We start from the raw sequence: 18,608 nt of genomic DNA on the forward strand, positions 1-18,608 counted from the left end.
GGGGCGGTCATGACACAAGAGGTCACTTTCTACGAAGCGGTCGGCGGCGAGGAGACCTTCCGCCGCCTGGTACACCGGTTCTACCAAGGGGTGGCCGCGGACCCCCTTCTGCGCCCGCTGTATCCCGAGGAGGATCTCGGGCCGGCCGAGGAGCGGCTCCGGCTCTTCCTGATGCAGTACTGGGGCGGCCCGCGGACGTACGGCGAGCGGCGCGGCCATCCCCGGCTGCGCATGCGGCACGTGCCCTTCCGCATCGGCGAGGCCGAGCGCGACGCCTGGCTCGGCCACATGCGCGACGCCATCGACGAGCTGGAGCTCCCCGAGCCCCTGGAGACGATGCTCTGGGACTACCTCGTGATGGCCGCGAACAGCCTGATCAACGCGCCCGGCTGACTCACGGCCGCGCGCCGGTCGCCGCCGAGGCGGCCGTACGGGCCTGTGCCCGCTCGGCCCGTACGGGGAGCAGCAGGCCGGCGACGACGGGGAACGCCACCGCGATCGCGAAGGCCGTCCCGTAATCCGAGCCGCTGATGAGGGAGCCGAGCACCGGCGGGGTCGCCGCGGCGAGGAGGTTCTGGCCGGTGTTCTGGAAGCCGAGCGCCCGCCCGGCCCAGGCCCGTCCCGCGTACTCCGCGACCGCGGTGAAGGCCAGGCCGTTCGGGGTCACGGTGATCACCGACGCGACGACGAGGATCACGGTGGCGGCGCCCCAGCCCGCCAGCGCGCCGATGGCCAGGGCCAGCATCACGACGCCGATGCCCAGCGCCAGGAGGCGCATCGGGCGCAGCCTGCTGCCCGCGCGATCGGACCAGTGGCCGACGATCAGGCGGGCCGTGGCTCCGCCGATCTGCGCGGCCGCCAGCAGCCGGCCGGCGGTCCCGGCGTTCCAGCCCTGCGCGTCGACGAGGTAGACGAGCGCGAACGCGGACACCGTGAACTGCGGGACGACGAGCAGCGCGCTCGCCGCGTGGATCCGCCACAGGACGGACGTGCGGTACGGCGAGCGGCCGCCGTGGGGTTCGTCGCCCTCCGTACGGGCCGGGTCGCGGACGAGCACGGCCACCAGCAGCGCGGCGGCGAGGCAGCAGCAGGCCAGGAAGACCAGGCCGCCCGCGAGGCCCGCGCCGGCGGCGAGAGGCGGCAGGACGACGGCCGCCAGCCCGACGCCGAGCGGCTGCCCGGTCTGGCGTACGCCCATGGCCAGGCCGCGCTCGTGGGCGGCGAACCAGCCGAGGATGAGCCGCCCGCTGGCCGCGTGGATGGACGCCCCGCCCGCTCCGGCGAGGAGGAAACAGGCGCCGAGCGCCACCGGGTCGTGCACGGTGGCGGCGGCCAGCAGCGCCGCGCCGGCGATCGTCAGGCCGGTGGCGAGGATGATCCGCTCACCCCAGCGGTCGGCGGCCACGCCCCACAGCGCGAGCGAGACGAGGAGGCCGGCGACCGGGCAGGAGATCAGCGTCGCGGCCTGGCCGAGGGAGAGACCGGCGTCGGCGCGCAGGGCCGGGATGAGGTACGGAAGGCCGTACTGGTACGCGCACCCGGCGATCATGGCGAACAACCCGATCCCGAGAATCGACCACCGTCTGTTCATATGTTGATATTAGCGTACCAAAATATGAGACGATCTTTGCCGGAGAGGCCGCGGAACGCGACGCGCCACCGGCCTCTCGGGGAGGACCGGTGGCGCGTCAGGGGAACCCGCGTACGGGGGGCGGTGGCTCCTTACAGGGGCGGGCGCTGGGCGAGGATCGGGTCCTCGGCGACCTGCGCCGGAACCGAGAGGGTCCGCGCCTGCTGCGCCGGGGAGACGCCTGCCCAGCGGAGCAGGTCCGCGGTGGCCCGCGCGCGCTGTGCGTCGGGCAGCTTGGAGATCAGCCGGCCGCTGTGGTTCTGGCCCGGCGCGACGTACACGGCCGAGTCGCGGCTGCCCGGGCCGACGCGGAACGGCTCGGCGCCCCACGGGTCGTTCTGGCCGTAGACGAACATCATGTGGGTCGCGTGGGTGCGCACCCAGTGGTCGATGTCCTTCATCGCCGACGGGTCGAACCGCATCGGGATGTCACTCGGCACGTACGTCCGCGGCTGGTAGGTGCTCTCGTAGCGGAGCAGCGGGCGCAGGTGCTTGAACTGCGGCGACGGCCAGCCGAGCTGGGTGCCCGCCTGGTAGTAGTACGGGATGAACGGCTCCAGGCTCTGGTCCGTGTAGGTGAGCGCGCCGGAGATCGTGTCGAAGAAGGAGTAGATCTCGTCGGTCGAGGCGGTGGTCGCCGGGACGTCCTTGCACTCCGACTGCAGGTGGTACTGCCAGAAGCCCCACTCGAAGTCCATCACCGAGTTCTCGAAGGCGCGGTCGACGGTCTTGATGATCTTCCAGGTGGCGCCGGCCTTCTCGGCGTCGGCGCTCATCCGCGCGAGGATCTCCGGACGCCGCTTGAGCAGTTCGCGCTGCAGGTTCTCCAGGTTCGCGCGGCACGCCGGGTCCGTGCCGACGTTCTTGAAGAACCGGTCGTACGCGCTGTCGTCCTTGTTGTTCACGTCGTTGGGGGCGACGTACGCGACCGTGCCGTCCACGTCCGACGGGTAGAAGCGCTTGTGGTAGGTGGCGGTCATGCCGCCCTTGCTGGCGCCGGTCGAGATCCACTTGCCGTGGTAGATCGTCTTGAGGGCCTTGATCAGCCGGTGCTCGTCGGTGGCGGCCTGCCAGATCGTGTCCTTGGTCCACACCGCCGGCTCGGGTCGCGACGGGGTGAAGTAGCGGTACTCCACTGAGATCTGGTTGCCGTCCACCAGCGCCGTGGGCTCCGACAGGAACATCGTCTCCGGCGTGTTGTAGCCGCTGGTGTAGAGGACCATCGGCCGGTCGTCGGACTTGTGCTCCAGCAGCACACGCTGCTCGAACCAGCCGCGCTCCGGGTGGTGATGGTCGACCGGCTGCCGGTAGTTCAGCCAGAACCAGCGGTAACCCGACAGCGTGGAGGTCTTCTCCTGTACCGTCATGCCGGGTATCGCCTTGAGCCTGGCCAGGACGTCGTCGTCCGCGGCCCGGACCGGCGCGGCGTGCGCGGTGCCACCGAGACCGCCCAGCCCGGCGGCCAGCAGCAGCGCCAGCACTCCTCGAGAGAGGTTGCGCATTCTTACCCCTTTTGTGTCGGATCGCGAGAATGCAACCGCGACATTACGGGGCAAAGAACAGGCAAACTTCGATCTACCCTGCCTTGTTACGGAACTGTCGCCACGCGCGGCACCGACCGGGGTTCACGGCGTCATGAGCCCGGCCTCGTACGCGGCGATCACGAGTTGCGCCCGGTCCCGCGCGTCCAGCTTCATGAGCAGCCTGCTGACATGCGACTTCGCGGTCGCGATCGACAGGTGCAGGTGCTCGGCGATCTCCGCGTTGGAGAGCCCGCGGCCGACGAGCCGCAGAACCTCGCGTTCCCGCTCGGTCACGCCCTCCAGGTTCCGATGCGCGGTGACGACGGGTCTCCGGGTGAACTCCTCGATCAGCCGCCGTGTCACGCTCGGCGCCAGCAGCGCCTCTCCGGCGGCGATCACCCGGATCGCGTTCAGCAGATCCGCCGGCGGAGTGTCCTTCAGGAGGAATCCGCTGGCCCCCGCCCGCAGTGCCCCGTAGACGTACCGGTCCAGGTCGAAGGTCGTGAGCATCAGAATCCTGACGGGGACGGGATCGGGACCCGCGAGAACGCGCCGGGTCGCCTCGATCCCGTCCAGCTCCGGCATCTGGATGTCCATGAGCGCCACATCCGGGCGTACCCGGCGGATGACCTCCACCGCCTCCGTTCCGGTCCCGGCCTCCCCCACCACCGACAGGTCCGCGGCGGTCTCCACCAGCACCCGGAAGCCCGCCCGTACCAGCGCCTGATCGTCGGCGACGACCACCCTGGTCATCGGGCGTCCGTCGGGATGCGTACGGCGACGCGGAAGCCCCGCAGGGGCAACGGGCCCGCGCTGAAGTCACCGCCGTAGAGGGCGACCCGCTCGCGCACGCCGACCAGGCCGTGGCCGCCGGCGAAGCCGATCGGATCGTCGGCGCCGCCGTATCCATCGGCTCCGAGGCCGTCGTCCGTCACCTCGATCTCCAGGTCTCCTTCGCCGTACGTGACGAGCACGCGACCGTGGTCGGTCTCCGCATGCCTGACCACGTTCGTCAGGGCCTCCTGGACGATGCGGTACGCGGCCAGGTCGACGCCGGGCGGCAGCGCGCGGGGAACCCCGCGGACCTGAAGGCTCACCCGCACCCCCGCGTTCGTCGTCTGCTCGGCGAGCGCGGGCAGGTCGGCGACGCCTCGTACGGGCGGCAGGACCTCCCGGCCCTCTTCTCCGGGCGTCTCATCGCGGAGCACGCCGAGCAGCCCGCGCATCTCCTGGAGCACGGCACGACTCGTCGTCTCGATCGCGGCGAGCGCCTTGGCGGCCTCCTCCGGCCGAGTGGCGATCACGTAGTGCCCGACTCCGGCCTGCACCGCGATGACGCTCATGCTGTGCGCCACGGCGTCGTGGAGTTCGCGCGCGATGCGCAGTCGCTCCTCACTGATCGCACGCCGGGCCTGCTCGACCCTGACCTGAGCCTGACGCTCGGCCTGTTCGCGCAGGCCCTGGGAGTAGGCGCGGGCCTGGCGCGTCGCGACGCCCACCGTCCACGCCGCGAGCTGGACGACTCCCGTTCCCACGACCTCGCCCGTCATGTCCCACGGGTGATCCGACGACAGAACGGCCGGAGACGCGAAGCAGGCACCCAGGACGATCGCGACCTCCACGACCGCCAGCGCGACGATCGCCACTCGTGGTGGCCTGGCCACCGCGACCATGTACATCACCAGCGCGAGAGCGACCATCGGGTCCTTGGTGAAGCCGAAGAACGCCGACACCAGACTCGCGGCCAGCGCGACGACCAGGGCGACCAGGGGCCGCCACCGCCGGATCGCCACCGTCGCGGCGATGCCCAGGGCCAGGCCCCCTCCGGCCGCGGCCGGCATCCCCAGGTGAGGCCGGGGCACCTGGGCGCTCGAGAACAACGCAGCCGCGAGCAGAAGCGCGACGAGCGCGTCGATGGCGACCCAGTGCGCGAAGGTGAGCCGGCGGTGGAGCGGAGGCCGTAAGTCCACGTGCCGACGGTAACGCCTCGACGGCCGCCTGGTCGTCCGTCTCCAGGCGGAGCCGTGGGCATCCGTCCCGAGGCGGAGCCGCTCCCGCTGCCGCCGCCCCCGGGCGAGGAACCGAAAGGGCTCCACGGCCCGACGCGGCGGGACGACCGCCTGCCGCACCGTGGAGGCCACCACGAACATAGGGGAAGGCATGATCAGAATCTCGAACCTCACCAAGCGGTACGGCGGGACGACCGCCGTCGACGGGCTCACCGTCGAGGTGCTGCCGGGCCGGGTCACCGGATTCCTCGGGCCGAACGGCGCCGGCAAGTCGACGACGCTCCGGCTGATCCTCGGCCTCGACACGCCGACGAGCGGTTCGGCCACCATCGACGGGCGGCCCTTCCGTGGGCTCCGCCGCCCGCTGCTCCGGGTCGGCGCCCTCCTGGACGCCGGCGCGGTCCCGGCCGGGCGCAGCGCGGACCGGCACCTCACCGCGCTCGCCCGCAGCAACGGCATCCCGGTGCGCCGGGTGGCCGACGTCCTCGACGAGGTCGGGTTGACCGCCGTGGCGCGAAAACGCGTGGGCGGGTTCTCACTCGGAATGAGACAACGGCTCGGCATCGCGGCCGCGCTCCTCGGCGACCCGGACGTCCTCATCTTCGACGAGCCGGTGAACGGACTCGACCCGGAGGGCATCCACTGGGTCCGTTCGTTCTTCAGGCGGCTCGCCGGCGAGGGCCGTACGGTGCTCGTCTCCAGTCACCTCATGAGCGAGATGGAGCACACCGCCGACCAGCTCATCGTCATCGGCCGGGGACGGCTGATCGCCGACATGAGTGTCACGGAGTTCGTCGAGCGCGGGGCCCGCCGGCACGTCGCGGTACGGACCCCCGACGGCGGCGAGTTCGCCCGTCTCCTCACCGGAGAAGGGGCCTCCGTGGCCGATGGCGGCGACGGGGTGCTGGAGGTCGCCGGGCTCACCGCCGCGCGGATCGGCGACCTCGCACTCGCGCACCGCATCGCGGTGCACGAACTCACCCCGCGGAACGCCACGCTCGAGGAGGCGTTCATGGAGATCACAGCCGACAGCGTCGACCATCACGCCGAACCGGAGGAGACCGCCCGATGACGACCATCGACCTTCCGGCCGGCGAGGGCACCCGCCCGGGCCGCGCCCGCGACCTCATCGGCTCCGAATGGACCAAGTTGTGGTCCGTGCGGTCCACCTACTGGGTGCTGCTGTGCGCCGCCGTCACCGCGATCGGCATCGGTGCCGTCGTCGCCGACGCCGACGTCGGCGATTGGCCGAGGATGTCACCGGCGCAGCGCGCGGCATTCGACCCGCTGTCCGATCCGTACGTCGGGTTCATGATCGCTCAATTGATCTTCGGGACCCTCGGCGTCCTCTCGATCACCGGCGAGTACTCCAGCGGCCTGATCCGTACGACGTTCGCCGCCGTACCCGCCCGGCGCGCGGTGCTGGCGGCGAAGGCCGCCGTGGTCACGGCGGTGACCGTTCCGGTCGGGGCGGCCATCGCGGCGGCGACGTTCGCCACCGGCCAGGCCGTGCTGTCCCGGCGGCACGTCGGTCTGTCGATCGGTGACCCGGGAGCGCTGCGCTCGATCGGCGCGGCGACGTTCTATCTCCTGGCGGTCGCTCTGGTGGGACTCGGCCTCGGAGTCCTTCTCCGGCACGCCGCGGCCGCGATCGGGGCCCTGGTCACCCTGCTCTTCCTCGCACCGCAACTGATCCACGGGACCGCCCGATGGGTGGTCGACATCGCCGACGCGCTGCCGGGCGACGCGATCCGGCGTCTGGTGTCACTGCACGCGCAGCACGGTGCGCTCTCGGTCCCCCAGGCGTTCGTCGTCATCTCCGTCTACCCGGTCGTGCTGATCGGCGCGGCGACGCTCGTCATTCACCGCCGCGACGCCTGAGGTCCGTCATGGCCACCCGGCGCGCCGCGCCCCACGTCCATGGCCGCCGGGCGCGCCGCGACGCCGCCCATCTCCGTGGTCGCCTGACGCCGGCGTCGGCCGGACGTGCGTCAGGCGGTCACGCCGCGTACTGCCGCAGGAAGGCGGACTCCTCTTCGTCGAACCGCCGGGTCCGGCTCTGCTTCAGGTCGTAGCCGACCATCACCGAGACCGCCCGCGCGTAGACGTGCTCGTCGTCGCGCACCTCGTACGCCAGGCGAAAGGACGCCGCGCGGATCTCCGTGACCCGCGTCTCCACCCGCACCGGCTCGGGCCGCAGCAGCAGGGGCCGCTTGTAGTCGATCTCATGGCGGGCCACCACCAGGCCGTGCAGGGGTCGTCGGCGCCCCTCGCGGTCCGGGTCGGTGTAGAACATCGCCACCCGGGCGTCCTCCAGGTACGTCAAGTACCGGCAGTTGTTCACGTGGCCCAGCGAGTCGATGTCGCCGAACCGCACGTGGAACTCGTGCACGTGCTTGCGCGGCACGCGGACGTCGCCGGGGTCGAGGGCAGGCTGGGTCATCACTGGTCCATCTCGTGTCATCGGTCGCGCGGTCGGCGTCCAGTCTCCCCGTTCCCATCCCGCCGGACCGCACCGGGTGCGCTCATCGACACCGGGCGACCGAGGGACCGGCGTGGCACGTCGCCCGGTCTCTGAGCCGAGCGTGGCACGTCGCCGCGCTCTGAGCCGGGGAAGGGAACGGGCCGCGGGACCTGGAGGTCTCGCGGCCCGTTCTCGCCGATGTCTCAGCGGGTCAGCTTGCGGTGGGTGACGCGGTGCGGGCGGGCGGCCTCGGCGCCGAGCCGCTCGATCTTGTTCTTCTCGTAGTCGGCGAAGTTGCCCTCGAACCAGAACCAGTTCGAGCCCTCTTCCCACGCCAGGATGTGCGTGGCGATGCGGTCGAGGAACCACCGGTCGTGCGACGTGATCACGGCGCAGCCGGGGAACTCCAGCAGGGCGTTCTCCAGCGAGCCGAGCGTCTCGACGTCCAGGTCGTTGGTGGGCTCGTCCAGCAGCAGGACGTTGCCGCCCTGCTTGAGGGTGAGCGCGAGGTTGAGGCGGTTGCGCTCACCGCCGGACAGCACGCCGGACGGCTTCTGCTGGTCCGGGCCCTTGAAGCCGAACGCCGCGACGTATGCCCGGCTGGGCATCTCGACCTGGCCGACCTTGATGTGGTCGAGCCCGTCGGAGACGACCTGCCAGACGTTCTTCTTCGGGTCGATGCCGCCCCGGCTCTGGTCGACGTAGGAGATCTTTACGGTGTCGCCGACCTTCAGGCTGCCCTCGTCCGGCTTCTCGTCCGCGGTCACGCCGTCGGGCGCGCCCGCGCCGGCCGCGTTGACGATCATGCGGAACAGCGTGGTCTTACCGACGCCGTTCGGGCCGATGACGCCGACGATGCCGTTCGGCGGCAGGTTGAAGGACAGGTCCTCCATCAGGAGACGGTCGCCGAAGCCCTTCGTCAGATGCTCCGCGACGATCACCGTGGTGCCCAGGCGCGGGCCCGGCGGGATCTGGATCTCCTCGAAGTCGAGCCTGCGGGTCTTGGCCGCCTCGGCCGCCATCTCCTCGTACCGCTGGAGACGGGCCTTGCTCTTGGTCTGACGGGCCTTCGGGTTCGAGCGGACCCACTCCAGCTCCTGCTCCAGGCGCTTCTTGCGCTTGGCGTCCTTCTGGCCCTCGACCTTGAGGCGCTCGGCCTTCTTCTCCAGGTAGGTGGAGTAGTTGCCCTCGTAGCCGACCAGCCGGCCGCGGTCGACCTCGCAGATCCAGCCGGCGACCCTGTCGAGGAAGTAGCGGTCGTGGGTGACCGCCAGCACGGTGCCGGCGTACTTCTCGAGGTACTGCTCCAGCCACTGCACGCTCTCGGCGTCGAGGTGGTTGGTGGGCTCGTCGAGCAGCAGGAGGTCCGGCGCCTCCAGCAGCAGCTTGCACAGGGCCACGCGGCGCCGCTCACCACCGGACAGCTTGGTGACGTCCGCGTCGGCCGGCGGGCACCGCAGCGCGTCCATCGCCTGCTCGAGCTGGCTGTCGAGGTCCCAGGCGTTGCGGTGGTCCAGCTGCTCCTGGAGCTTGCCCATCTCCTCGAGCAGCTCGTCGGAGTAGTCGGTCGCCATCTGCTCGGCGATCTCGTTGAACCGGTCGAGCATCGCCTTGGTCTCGGCGACGCCCTCCTCGACGTTGCCGAGGACGGTCTTCTCCTCGTTCAGCGGCGGCTCCTGCTGCAGGATGCCGACGGTGAACCCGGGCATCAGCCGGGCCTCACCGTTGGAGGGCTGCTCGAGGCCGGCCATCATCCGCAGCAGCGTGGACTTACCGGCGCCGTTGGGGCCGACGACACCGATCTTGGCTCCGGGGAGGAAGCTCAGGGTGACGTCGTCCAGGACCACCTTGTCGCCGTGCGCCTTGCGCACGCGCTGCATCGTGTAGATGTACTCCGGCATGGTGTCAAGACTAGAGCCTCCGAGGGGATGGCCTTGCCGTGATTCGGCGCGGCTCGCCCGCCTTCTTCGTCGCCGGGAGGCAGATCCGGTTGCGGCCGGACTCCTTGGCGCGGTATAGCGCCAGATCCGCGGAGGCGAGCAGCTCGATCAGGTCGTGTCCGTGGGTGCGGAACAGGGCCACGCCGATCGAGATCGTCACCGTGATCGTGGCGTCGTCGGCGGGAACGCACATCCGGCCGACCCGGCTGCGGAGCCGCTCGGCAACCCGGCAGGCCTCCAGCATGTCGGCGTTCGGCAGCAGCACCGCGAACTCCTCACCGCCGAACCGGCCCACCACGTCGTACTCCCGCAGCTGCTGGACCAGGGTGCCGGCCACTCCGGCCAGCACCTGATCGCCGGTCAGGTGCCCGTACGCGTCGTTGACCCGCTTGAAATGGTCGATGTCGATCAGGAGCAGGGCGAGCGACTCGTCGGTGCGCACCGCGCGGGTGATCTCGGTGTCGGCCTCCAGCTGCCAGGTGGCGGCGTTGAGCAGGCCGGTCTTGGAATCGAGCCGGGCGGCCGCCCGCAACTGGGTGTGCATCAGGCTGCGCTGCAGCAGCATCACGGGAGGCAGCGCGATCACGAGCAACAGCGGGGTCAGCGCACAGGAGATGGTGATCAGAATCCCCACGCAGACCTCGACGAGGTCGAGGAGGAGGACCTCGCGGTTGGCCAGCAGCTTCCGCCAGGAGCACTCGCCCTTCGCCATCCGTGCGGCCACCATGACGATCGCCGTGTTGACCACGGTGAAGAGCACGGCGCAGAGGACGACCATCGGGATCATGGCGTCCAGGTTCGACAGCCACGAGGCGGAATCCCGGAGCGGGTGCGGAACGACCGCGTGGAACGTCGCCGAGGCGGCGACCCCGGCCAGGCCGTTCGCCGACGTGACGATCAACCGCCGGTGCAGCAGCGTGCGGCGCACCCGCAGCTGCAAAAGGACCTGCAGGGGCACGGGCATCAGCAGCGCGTAGATCGGCGGCAGCAGCAGGGCCGCGGGCAGCCACCACGCCGACAGCAGGTCGCGCGCGACACCGGCCGGCATGCCCAGCCGCCGTGACGCCTCGATGCTGATGGCTCCGCAGGCCAGCAGCGCGACGAACACGAGCATCGCCTGCGGCCGCCAGGTCGTGTGCGTGACCGCGAACCCGATCAGGACGGCGTGCAGCGTGACGACCACGAAGACGTACGGGGCGAGCAGGGGCGGCTGCTCCAGCAACGGCCATCGCCGCGGGGCGGCGGCGACGTCACCGGGTCCGTCGCCGGAGGTGTGCAGTGCCGTCATTCATCCCCCTACGGGTCAGACCGTGACCGCCCGTCCGGGCGGCCGCCGCGACGCAGGACGGCGGCTCATGCTCGCTCTTGATCGAATCACGTTCAGTAATAGGATAGTTGCAATGTGTGCGGAGTGGGCAAGAAATTCGGTACCTTCTTAGGACGGCCCGGTGGCCGGCCGCGGCCGCCCGGGCGATGGGCGCCGCATCGGCACCCATCTGACGTGCTCGCGAGCGCCGGCTCCCCACGCCGGCGACGCGCCATCCCGGAAGGAAGGCACAGTGCGCGGCATCTCCTGGATCTGACGACGATCCACCACCCCTTCCCCCACCCACGCGGCCACGCCACGAGGGTGTGTCCGCTTGCGGCCACCTCGCCACCGACCGGCAAGGGCGTCCGGGCACTCTTCCATGCGGCCACCCGCCGCTTCAGTGGACCGAGCGCCGCGAAAGCCTCGGTGAACGCCGCAAGATCCGCGCTGTGAACGGGTAGATCGGGCAAGCCGGGGCCCGCACCGCCATTCACCGAGACTTCTGCCCGCACTCTCCAGCCGAACGCCGGTGACCGGTACCAGAAGCCGGTCACCGAACGCCGGTGACCGGCGGTCGAAGACCGGTGACCGAAGGCCAGCGGCCGGTGGCCGGTGGCCGCGGAGCAGTAGCCGGTGGCCGGTGACCGAAGGCCAGTGGCCGGTGACCGGCGGCCGAGACCACGACCACGACCGGTGAGGAGAGAACGCCGACCGAGACCGAGACCGTGACCGATTTCCGGTGACCGGTGACCGGTGACTGACCGGTCACCGGTGACCAGTGAGAAGAGACCGGAGGCGGGGTGCCGGGGTGCCCCGCCTCCGGTGGGCGTTCAGGGGTTACCGTCTCGGGGTCGGCCGAGCGCTCCCGAGCGCCCAGGAGACGCCGGAGGGGCGCATCAGGCGACCGCCCGGATCTCGGTCGGCTCGGCGGCCTCGTCGGCGTCGCCGGACCCCTCGGTGACCTGGCTCGTGAGCTCCTCGGCATCGTCCGTGCCGGCCCCGAGCCAGCGGTCGGCGAGATCGTCGGCCTGCCGGCGGTCCTCCGAGAGGTTGATCGAGGAGCGCTGCGAACGCTGCAGGCGGGCGACGCCTCGGCTGAGGTCGTGGCCGACGGTGGTCGCCTCGATCTGGGCGGAGAAGCGCATCTGCCCGTCCTTGGCGTACTCCCGGATGCGGAGGCGGCCCGTGACGATGACCGGGTCGCCCCGCTTGAGGTCGCTCTCCTGGAGGTTGGTCGCGAGGGAGCGCCAGCAGGTCACGGTCAGGAACATCGGATCCTCGTCGCGCCACTGGCCGAGGTCGCGGTCGAAGCGGCGCGGGGTGCTGCCGATACGGAGGGACATCAGGGACGTGCCGCTGGACAGGACCTCGAAGTGGGGCTCGGCGGCCACGAAACCGATGACGGTGATCAGCGCGTCGTTCACGAAGGCTCCTCGGGTGCGTGCGCGGCGGCCCTGCGCCGCCGCCGTCACCCCCACCGTCGAGGATGCGGAACCCCGCCCACCAGCCCCTTCCGTGAACTGTGGATAACTCCCCGTGCTCAGAGCCGACATGGAAGGGGCCGGGCGCTGATCGACGCCGTCGTGAAGGAGACCGGCGTGAGCGGGCAGCGCACCCGCGGCCCTCCCCGCCCGGCTCACCGTCTATGGAACCGATCCGGCGACTGCCCCGGCTCTTACGGCGGCGCTCAGGGTGCGACGTCGCGGATGGCGTGCCCGGCCTCGTCGCGGAACCGCGCGTACACGGCCAGTTCCTGCTCGACGGGCGCGATGACGAGCTCGCGCGCCGCCGCCGCGACGCCCTCGCGCATCTGCTGCTCCATCCGGTCGCTGTGCTTCACCGAGGTCAGCGCGATCATGTTGCGCGCGGCCAGGGCGGTGAGCAGGCCGAGTCCGAGGACGCAGACCAGCACGAGCGCGACGTACGGCGCGAGCCCGCCCTCGCCGAGGAGGCGGACCGGCGCGTGGCCGAGCCTGAGCCCGGCGAAGGCGGCGATGGCGACGAGCCAGACGACGCTGAGGGCGGCGACGACCAGCAGGAGGTACTGCCAGATCCGCACCGCCCACCACGAGCCGGGGACCTGGTTGAAGGACGGCACGACGGTGCGCAGGGAGGCGCCGAGCGTCTCGGGGAGCGCGTCGGCGTTGGAACGACCGGCCTCGCGGACCGATCGCCGCCAGGTGGGCGGCAGGTCGCGGACGACGTCCTCGGTGACGTCCTGGAGGGCGTTGTCGACGTGGGCCTGCTGGGCGTTGACGGGCGTGGTGAACGCGGCGCGCAGTTCGTCGCGGAGCTCGACGAGGCGCATACGGCGCAGCGGGTCGCTGCGGAGCCGGGCGGCGAGACGGGTGAGCGGCCAGCCGACGTAGTCGAGCGCGCGAAGTTGGTAGGCGCTCTCCATCGCCTCGGCCACGGCGGGGATCCCGGCGGCGTCCACCAGGGCCTCGACGAGCGCCGCCGCCCGTTTGTCGTCGATGGTGGAGGGCGGCTCGACTGCGCCGAAGGCGCCCTCGAACCGCTGGATGAGCCGGTCCATGTCGGCGATGAGCCGCTGGGTGCGGGCCCGGCGGGCGGCCACGGTGTCCGCGATGACGTCGCGGAAGTCCTCGACGCCGGCCCCCGACTTGGCCGACGTGGTCAGGATGCGCGGGTTGCGCAGCCCTTCGGCCTCCAGCAGCCGCCGCAGGTCCTTGACGCACTCGTCGATCTCTTCGGGCGCGAGGCGGTCGATCTGGTTGAGCACGATCAGGCTGACGCCGTCGTGGCCGGCCAGCGGCTCCAGGTAGCGCCGGTGCACGGCGAAGTCGGCGTACTTCTGCGGGTCGAGCACCCAGATGAGCAGGTCGGCGACGCCGACGTACCGGTCGACCTCGGCGACCTGCTCGGACCGGATCGAGTCGTGGTCGGGCAGGTCGAGCAGGATCAGGCCCTGCAGCGATCCGGCGCGCTCCTCGCCGTTCGTCTGGTCGAGCGCGCTGGCCCGGGCGTACCGGTGACGCTTGTCGATCTCCAGCCAGTCCAGCAGCGGGCCGGCGCCGTCGAGGCCCCAGACGCAGGCGTGCGCGGACGAGGTCATCGGGCGGCGCAGGCCCGTCGGGGACAGTTCGAGGCCGCAGACGGCGTTGAACAGCGACGACTTGCCGCTTCCGGTGCCGCCGGCCAGCGCGACGATCGTGTGGTCGCCGGACAGGCGCAGCCGGTCGCCGGCCCGGCCGAGGAGCGCGGCGGCGTCGTCCATGAGCTCCTGGTCGACGCGGCCCTCGCCGAGCTCGACGAGCCGGTCGAGGGTGGCGAGGCGGCGGGTCAGCCCTGACACGTCGGACGGTGCCGCCGCCGGGTCCGGTGCCGGGCCGTGCCCCGGCGCGGCCGTCTGCTGCGACGGGGTCTTCTCGGACGTGCCGGAGACGCCGGGGGTGGTCGTCGTCATCGGTCGCGATCCTCCTCGGTCACCGGGCGACCTCGAGGTTGTAAGTGGCCTGGTAGAGCTGGACGGGGGTGGTCTCGTCGGGCACCCCGGCGCCGTCGAGCACCTGCCCGAACCGGATGGCCTCCTCGTCGAACAGCATGCCGATACGGCCGCGCAGGTCCGCCCGCGCCTTGGCGCTCATGCTGCGCAGCGACTCGGCGCCGAACAGCGCCTTGAGCAGCCGCTGCGGCACGGCGCTGGTGCCGCCCTCGACCGCGATGTCGCTGGTGCCGAAGCCGAACAGGCCGACCATCAGCACCAGTGCCAGCGCCTCGTCATCATAGGAGACGAATTTGGCCACCGAACGTTTCGTGACCCCTTCGGTACGGATCAGGTCGGCGATGTGGTCCTGCCAGGCGCTGACGGCGCGGGTGACCCGCCGGGGCAGCTCCGCGGAGGCGCGGTTGAGCGTCTCGTCGCGCCCTTCCAGCAGCATGGCGCCGGCCGGGCGGCCCCGCCAGCGGCTCACGACCTCCTCGGCGGAGCGCTCCGCGCCGGCCACGATGAGGGACTCCAGGGCACTGCGCAGCGCGGCCTTGAGGGCGCGGACCCGCGCGGGGGCGCGCTTGCGGCGGCTGCTGCGGTGGCCCGTCTGGCCGCGGCCCGCGTGCAGGGCGCGCTCGAGGTCGCCGGTGCCGGCGAAGTCCTGCCAGCGGGCGAGGACCTCGCCGCGCAGCAGGGAGCCGTTGCGGGTGGCCTCGTCGAGCTCGGCGAGGCCGGTGGCGTAGGCGCCCTCGACGTCCTCGCGGAGCAGCGTGCGCAGCGCGACCTGCTCCTCGACCTTCGCGGCCAGCTCGGGAACGCGAGTGCGGAAGGTGTCGAGCACGCCACCCAGAGTAGACCTGATGACCTCGGCCCGGCCATCCTCGTCCTCACTGATGCCGCTCAGCCACACCTGCACCTCGTCGGCCGCCTCGGACGGCAGCATCCCGCCCGAGACCGTGGTCTCGTGGATCACGAACTGGGCGGCCTGCTCCAGGCCGTTGTCCTTAAGCATCTCGGTGAAGTGGCCGACGACCTCCTCGCCGCCCTCGGGCACGCGTGACAGGACGACGCCGAGGGTGGCACCGTGATCGCGGGCGCGGTGCAGCAGGCGCCAGACGAGGGCGTCGGCGTAGCGGGCGGCGGTGGTCACGCAGATCCACACGTCGGCCGCGGCCAGGAACTGCGCCGCGAACTCGTGGTGGTCCTCGAACACCGAGTCGACGTCCGGGCTGTCGAGGAGGGCCAGGCCCTTGGGCAGCACGTCGCTCTTCATGATGACCAGCTGGTCGCCGACCACGGCGTCCGGCGCGGGGCCGGGGACCCGCCCGAAGCCGGGCAGGACGTACCGCTCGTCGAGCCACCAGTCGGCGTCGTCGGGATGGCAGACCAGGATCGGGCTGCTCGTCGTGGGCCGCAGGACGCCGGTCGCGCTGACCCGCTCGCCGACGAGCGTGTTGACCAGCGTGGACTTGCCCGCACCGGTCGACCCGCTGAGCACCACCAGCAGCGGGGCGTCCTTGCGGCGCACCCGGGGCAGGAGGTAGTCGTCGAGCTGGTTCAGCAGGTCCTGCTGGATGGCGCGTGCCTCGTCGACGCCTGGGGCGTCGAGCACGAACCGGAAGGAGGCGATCTGGTCCCGTAGATCGACCAGGGCCTCGTCGAGGGGAAGGGGTGTCGCCGCGCGTTTGATCGCGCTCTGGTCAGCCGGGGGTGTCACGGAGTCCGCCCCATATCCGCGTTCAGCATGTCGATCTGTCGCGCCACCTGCACGACGTCGCCCACGACGACGATCGCCGGAGGCCGCACGCCGGTGGCCGTCATGTCGTCCACAACCGTCGCGAGCGTCGCCGTGAGGGCGCGCTGGGACTGCAGCGTACCGTTCTGGACGACGGCGACGGGAGTGTCAGGCGATCGACCATAGCGCATCAGCGTGTCGGCGATGACCCTCATGCGCTCCACCGCCATCAGCAGGATGAGCGTGCCCTGAGCGCGGCCGAGCCCCTCCCAGTCGACGGTCGAGGCGGGGTCCCCGGGGGCGACGTGCGCGGACACCACGTGGAACTCCTGCGACACGCCGCGGTGGGTGACGGGCACGCCGACCGCGGCGGGCACGGCGATCGCGCTGGTGATGCCGGGAACGACGGTGACCGGGATCCCCTCCTGCAGGCAGTGCAGGACCTCCTCCCCTCCCCGGCCGAAGACGAACGGGTCGCCGCCCTTCAGGCGCACGACGAAGCGTCCCGCCTTGGCGTGCTCGACGAGCAGCGCGTTGATGCGCTCCTGCGTGACCGAGCGGCCGTACGGGATCTTGGACGCGTCGATGATCTCGACGTCGGCCGGCAGCTCGTCGAGGAGCTCTCGAGGTGCGAGCCGGTCCGTGACGACGACGTCCGCCTGGGCCAGCAGCTGCCGGCCGCGTACGGTGATGAGCCCCGGATCGCCGGGGCCGCCGCCGACGAGCGCCACGCCCACGGGCCGCCGCCGCGAGTGCCGTGCCTCGATCGTGCCGTCGCGCAGCCCGGCGACGATGACGTCGCGCAGCCCGGCCGCGTGGCGCGGGTCGCCGCCGGCGAGCACGCCGACGGTCGTCTCGCCGACCCGGCCGCTCGCCGGGGTCCAGGCCGGGGACAGCTCCGCGTCGTCGGCGCGTACGCACCAGGTGCCCTGGCCCTCCGCCTCGGCGGCGACGGCCGCGTTCACCTCGCCGTCGTCGGTGGCGGCCTGCACCAGCCAGGCGCCGGCGCAGTCGCCCGGCCGGTACGGCCGGCGCTCCCAGGTGATCTCGCCGCGCGCGGCCAGATCGTCCAGCATCGGCGTGGCCTCGGGCGCGATCAGCAGCACGTCGGCGCCGGCGGCCAGCAGGGTGGGAACGCGGCGCTGGGCGACGCGCCCGCCACCGATCACGACGACGCGGCGGCCGTCGAAGCGCAGACCGAGAAGGTAGGGCGGCAAGGAAGATCTCCTGGTGAGAACGTGGACGGTCTGGTCCGGCACCAAAGGTACCCGCGCCCGTCAGGCGCGATCCTGCGCGGCGGCGCCCTCATCGGCCCCGCCGGCCGGATCCGCGGCGGCGCCACCGACGCCGCCATCCGCCGGATCCGTGACGGCGCCACCGGCGGCCCCGTCCACCGGGTCGGTGGCGGCGCCCTCGCCGGTGCCGCCGGCCGGGTCCGCGGCGGCGACGCCCGCGGCGTCCTTGTCCGCGACGCCCGCCGAGTCGAACGTGGCGACCTCGTGCAGCACCCGCACGGCGCCGGCCACGAGGGGCAGGGCGAGGAGGGCGCCGGTCCCCTCCCCCAGGCGGAGCTCCAGGTCGACGAGCGGCCGCAGTTCCAGGGACGCGAGGGCGGCGGCGTGACCCGGTTCGGCGGAACGGTGCCCGGCGACGCAGAAGTCGCGGGCGGCCGGGGCGAGCGCGACGGCCACGAGCGCGGCGGCGCCGGCGATCACGCCGTCGAGCACGACGGGGACGCGGTGGGCCGCGGCGCCGAGGACGAATCCGGCGATCGCCGCGTGCTCCAGACCGCCGACCTGCGCGAGGAGCGCCAGCGGGCCGGCCGGACCCGCTGCGCCGTCCGGTGCGGACGATTCGGTAAGGGCGCGGGCGAGGGCGGCCCGGACGACCTCGACCTTCCGCGCGTGCGTGGCGTCGTCGATGCCCGTGCCGTATCCGGTGACGTCCTCGGCCGCGCGGCCGGTGAAGGCCGCGATGAGGGCTGCCGAGGCGGTGGTGTTGGCGATGCCCATGTCCCCGGTCAGCAGGCAGCGGTGGCCCTGCTCGATGAGGTCGCGGGCGACCTGGATGCCGACCTCGACCGCACGCCGGGCCTCATCGGCGGTCATCGCGGGCCCCCGGGTCATGTCGGCGGTGCCGTTCGCGACCTTCCGGGCGAGCAGGCCGGGCGCCTCGGGCAGCTCTCCCTTGACGCCCACGTCGACGACGGTGACCTCGGCTCCGACCTGCCGGGCGAAGGCGTTGACGACGGCGCCGCCCGCGAGGAAGTTGTGCACCATCTGGCCGGTCACCTCCTGCGGCCAGGGGGTGACGCCCTGGGCGTGCACGCCGTGGTCCGCGGCGAACACCGCGACGGCGGCGGGCGCGGGCAGCGGGGGCGGGCACACGCCGGCGACCCCGGCGAGGCGGATCCCCAGCTCCTCCAGCGTGCCGAGCGAGCCGCGCGGCTTGGTCAACCGGTCGTGCCGTTCGCGGGCCGCCCGCATGGCCGCCTCGTCCAGCGGCCGGATCGCGGCGATCGTCTCGGCGATGAGCTCCATCTGCTTC

At 72.0% G+C, this 18,608-nt stretch carries 15 protein-coding genes; 3 read left to right on the forward strand and 12 right to left on the reverse strand.

The annotated features are described in order from the left end of the window. Positions 1 to 9 precede the first annotated feature (9 nt). On the forward strand, positions 10 to 393 hold the full coding sequence (locus NE234_RS41555; RefSeq protein WP_252786664.1) for a globin: 384 nt from the start codon (positions 10 to 12) through the stop codon (positions 391 to 393). A 1-nt stretch (position 394) separates the two neighbouring features. On the opposite strand, the gene NE234_RS41560 is transcribed toward NE234_RS41555, so the two are convergent. The 4 genes from NE234_RS41560 to NE234_RS41575 form a co-directional block, all read right to left on the reverse strand. Further along, positions 395 to 1,591 carry an MFS transporter gene (locus NE234_RS41560; RefSeq protein ID WP_252786665.1) on the reverse strand — a complete coding sequence of 399 codons (1,197 nt, stop codon included), beginning with the start codon at positions 1,589 to 1,591 and terminating at the stop codon, positions 395 to 397. Between the two features lie 131 nt (positions 1,592 to 1,722). Beyond that, positions 1,723 to 3,132, reverse strand: a complete 1,410-nt coding sequence (locus tag NE234_RS41565) for a S28 family serine protease (RefSeq protein ID WP_252786666.1) — start codon at positions 3,130 to 3,132, stop codon at positions 1,723 to 1,725. Between the two features lie 123 nt (positions 3,133 to 3,255). Then, the gene (locus tag NE234_RS41570) at positions 3,256 to 3,906 is read right to left on the reverse strand and encodes a response regulator (protein ID WP_252786667.1); all 651 of its coding nucleotides are present in this window, start codon (positions 3,904 to 3,906) and stop codon (positions 3,256 to 3,258) included. Then, the gene (locus NE234_RS41575) at positions 3,903 to 5,123 is read right to left on the reverse strand and encodes a sensor histidine kinase (protein ID WP_252786668.1); all 1,221 of its coding nucleotides are present in this window, start codon (positions 5,121 to 5,123) and stop codon (positions 3,903 to 3,905) included. Before NE234_RS41575 ends, NE234_RS41570 begins: the two co-directional genes overlap by 4 nt. Positions 5,124 to 5,313: 190 nt before the next feature. Here NE234_RS41575 and NE234_RS41580 point away from each other — a divergent pair, with 190 nt between their 5' ends. Both NE234_RS41580 and NE234_RS41585 read left to right on the forward strand, forming a co-directional pair. Beyond that, positions 5,314 to 6,234 (forward strand): ABC transporter ATP-binding protein, encoded by a 921-nt coding sequence (locus tag NE234_RS41580; RefSeq protein ID WP_252786669.1) that lies wholly within the window; start codon positions 5,314 to 5,316, stop codon positions 6,232 to 6,234. Continuing rightward, positions 6,231 to 7,043: a hypothetical protein gene (locus NE234_RS41585; protein ID WP_252786670.1), complete on the forward strand. Its 813-nt coding sequence runs from the start codon at positions 6,231 to 6,233 to the stop codon at positions 7,041 to 7,043. Before NE234_RS41580 ends, NE234_RS41585 begins: the two co-directional genes overlap by 4 nt. A gap of 118 nt (positions 7,044 to 7,161) precedes the next feature. Here the strand turns inward: NE234_RS41585 and NE234_RS41590 are convergent, their stop codons facing one another. From NE234_RS41590 to cobT, 8 genes are all read right to left on the reverse strand, one after another. Further along, positions 7,162 to 7,605 (reverse strand): acyl-CoA thioesterase, encoded by a 444-nt coding sequence (locus NE234_RS41590; RefSeq protein WP_252786671.1) that lies wholly within the window; start codon positions 7,603 to 7,605, stop codon positions 7,162 to 7,164. Positions 7,606 to 7,829: 224 nt separating this feature from the next. Beyond that, on the reverse strand, positions 7,830 to 9,527 hold the full coding sequence (ettA, locus tag NE234_RS41595; protein WP_252786672.1) for an energy-dependent translational throttle protein EttA: 1,698 nt from the start codon (positions 9,525 to 9,527) through the stop codon (positions 7,830 to 7,832). Positions 9,528 to 9,537: 10 nt separating this feature from the next. Beyond that, a complete protein-coding gene (locus NE234_RS41600; RefSeq protein ID WP_252786673.1) occupies positions 9,538 to 10,854 on the reverse strand; it encodes a sensor domain-containing diguanylate cyclase in 1,317 nt (438 codons plus the stop codon). A 917-nt stretch (positions 10,855 to 11,771) separates the two neighbouring features. Then, on the reverse strand, positions 11,772 to 12,299 hold the full coding sequence (locus tag NE234_RS41605) for a single-stranded DNA-binding protein (RefSeq protein ID WP_252786674.1): 528 nt from the start codon (positions 12,297 to 12,299) through the stop codon (positions 11,772 to 11,774). A 263-nt stretch (positions 12,300 to 12,562) separates the two neighbouring features. Beyond that, a complete protein-coding gene (locus tag NE234_RS41610; RefSeq protein ID WP_252786675.1) occupies positions 12,563 to 14,302 on the reverse strand; it encodes a P-loop NTPase family protein in 1,740 nt (579 codons plus the stop codon). A gap of 19 nt (positions 14,303 to 14,321) precedes the next feature. After that, positions 14,322 to 16,043 (reverse strand): GTPase family protein, encoded by a 1,722-nt coding sequence (locus NE234_RS41615; RefSeq protein ID WP_252786676.1) that lies wholly within the window; start codon positions 16,041 to 16,043, stop codon positions 14,322 to 14,324. Next, positions 16,040 to 17,278: a uroporphyrinogen-III C-methyltransferase gene (gene cobA / locus NE234_RS41620; RefSeq protein ID WP_252786677.1), complete on the reverse strand. Its 1,239-nt coding sequence runs from the start codon at positions 17,276 to 17,278 to the stop codon at positions 16,040 to 16,042. Before cobA ends, NE234_RS41615 begins: the two co-directional genes overlap by 4 nt. A 60-nt stretch (positions 17,279 to 17,338) precedes the next feature. Next, the gene (gene cobT / locus NE234_RS41625; protein WP_406567140.1) at positions 17,339 to 18,601 is read right to left on the reverse strand and encodes a nicotinate-nucleotide--dimethylbenzimidazole phosphoribosyltransferase; all 1,263 of its coding nucleotides are present in this window, start codon (positions 18,599 to 18,601) and stop codon (positions 17,339 to 17,341) included. Positions 18,602 to 18,608 lie beyond the last annotated feature (7 nt).

Origin of the sequence: Actinoallomurus rhizosphaericola (assembly GCF_024055675.1) — a bacterium.
Classification (GTDB): domain Bacteria; phylum Actinomycetota; class Actinomycetes; order Streptosporangiales; family Streptosporangiaceae; genus Actinoallomurus; species Actinoallomurus soli.

Excerpts from the sequence above, each read along its gene's own strand:
- NE234_RS41555 (WP_252786664.1), top strand. The coding sequence starts at position 10 with ATGACACAAGAGGTCACTTTCTACGAAGCGGTCGGCGGCGAGGAGACC.
- NE234_RS41560 (WP_252786665.1), bottom strand. The coding sequence starts at position 1,591 with ATGAACAGACGGTGGTCGATTCTCGGGATCGGGTTGTTCGCCATGATC.
- NE234_RS41565 (WP_252786666.1), bottom strand. The coding sequence starts at position 3,132 with ATGCGCAACCTCTCTCGAGGAGTGCTGGCGCTGCTGCTGGCCGCCGGG.
- NE234_RS41570 (WP_252786667.1), bottom strand. The coding sequence starts at position 3,906 with ATGACCAGGGTGGTCGTCGCCGACGATCAGGCGCTGGTACGGGCGGGC.
- NE234_RS41580 (WP_252786669.1), top strand. The coding sequence starts at position 5,314 with ATGATCAGAATCTCGAACCTCACCAAGCGGTACGGCGGGACGACCGCC.
- NE234_RS41585 (WP_252786670.1), top strand. The coding sequence starts at position 6,231 with ATGACGACCATCGACCTTCCGGCCGGCGAGGGCACCCGCCCGGGCCGC.
- NE234_RS41590 (WP_252786671.1), bottom strand. The coding sequence starts at position 7,605 with ATGACCCAGCCTGCCCTCGACCCCGGCGACGTCCGCGTGCCGCGCAAG.
- ettA (WP_252786672.1), bottom strand. The coding sequence starts at position 9,527 with ATGCCGGAGTACATCTACACGATGCAGCGCGTGCGCAAGGCGCACGGC.
- NE234_RS41600 (WP_252786673.1), bottom strand. The coding sequence starts at position 10,854 with ATGACGGCACTGCACACCTCCGGCGACGGACCCGGTGACGTCGCCGCC.
- NE234_RS41610 (WP_252786675.1), bottom strand. The coding sequence starts at position 14,302 with ATGACGACGACCACCCCCGGCGTCTCCGGCACGTCCGAGAAGACCCCG.
- cobT (WP_406567140.1), bottom strand. The coding sequence starts at position 18,601 with ATGGAGCTCATCGCCGAGACGATCGCCGCGATCCGGCCGCTGGACGAG.